The sequence below is a fragment of the Burkholderia sp. lig30 genome (assembly GCF_000687455.2).
Classification (GTDB): Bacteria; Pseudomonadota; Gammaproteobacteria; order Burkholderiales; family Burkholderiaceae; genus Burkholderia.
This window is the reverse complement of record NZ_JGVW01000034.1, coordinates 1-1,302: the sequence shown is the minus strand read 5'-3', so window position 1 is coordinate 1,302 and position 1,302 is coordinate 1. Positions and strand designations below refer to the sequence as shown.

At 65.1% G+C, this 1,302-nt stretch carries 2 protein-coding genes; both read right to left on the bottom strand.

The annotated features are described in order from the left end of the window. A partial coding sequence (locus LIG30_RS02310) for a CoA transferase subunit B (RefSeq protein ID WP_038709331.1) occupies positions 1–615 on the bottom strand: 615 nt, incomplete at its 3' end. Between the two features lies 1 nt (position 616). Next, positions 617–1,302: CoA transferase subunit A (locus LIG30_RS02305; protein WP_152985977.1), on the bottom strand; the 686-nt coding region annotated here is incomplete at its 5' end.

Here is a 1,302-nt window from a genome sequence, read left to right as displayed (position 1 = left end):
CGCGCCCGTCTTCGCCTTGATCTCGTCGACGCTGACGCCGTCGGCCAGCTCGACGAGCTTGAGGCCGTCCGGCGTGACGTCGATGACGCCCAGATCGGTGATGATGCGATTGACGACGCCCACGCCCGTCAGCGGCAGGTTGCACGCGTCGAGAATCTTGTGCTGGTCGCCCTTCGCGACATGCTCCATCAGCACGACGACGCGCTTCACGCCGGCGACGAGGTCCATCGCGCCGCCCATGCCCTTGATCATCTTGCCCGGGATCATCCAGTTCGCGAGATCGCCGGACTTGCTGACCTGCATCGCGCCGAGGATCGCCAGGTTGATGTGGCCGCCGCGAATCATCGCGAACGAATCGGCCGACGAGAAGATCGACGAGCCCGGCAGCGTCGTGACGGTCTGCTTGCCGGCGTTGATCAGGTCGGCGTCGACTTCGTCCTCGGTCGGCGACGGGCCGATGCCGAGCAGGCCGTTTTCCGACTGGAGCCACACTTCCACGCCTTCCGGCACGTGGTTCGCGACGAGCGTCGGCAGGCCGATGCCGAGGTTCACGTAAAAGCCGTCCTGCAGTTCCTGCGCCGCGCGCGCGGCCATCTGGTCACGATTCCAAGCCATGTCAGTCTCCTTTCGCGCGGACGACGCGTTGTTCGATGCGTTTCTCGGGCGTCGCGTTCAGGACGATCCGCTGCACGAAAATCCCCGGCGTGTGAATCTGGTCCGGATCGAGCTCGCCGTTCTCGACGATCTCCTCGACCTCGACGACCGTGATCTTGCCCGCCATTGCGCACATCGGGTTGAAGTTGCGCGCGGTGCGGCGATAGATCAGGTTGCCCGACTTGTCGGCCTTCCACGCCTTGACGAGTGCGACGTCGGCCGTCAGCGACGGCTCGAGCACGTAGTGGCGATCGCCGAACTGGCGCGTTTCCTTGCCTTCCGCGATCAACGTGCCGTAGCCGGTGTTCGTGAAGAACGCGGGAATGCCCGCGCCGCCGGCCCGCAGCTTCTCCGCCAGCGTGCCTTGCGGCGTGAATTCCAGCTCCAGTTCGCCGGACAGATATTGACGCTCGAATTCCTTGTTCTCGCCGACATACGACGAGATCATCTTCTTGATCTGGCGCGTCTCCAGCAGGAGGCCAAGCCCGAAGCCGTCGACGCCGGCGTTGTTGCTGATGCAGGTGATGCCCTTGACGCCCGTATCGCGCAGCGCGGCGATCAGCGCCTCGGGAATGCCGCACAGGCCGAAACCGCCAACCGCGAAGGTCTGCCCGTCATGGACGATCCCTTCCAGCGCGGCAGCCGCGC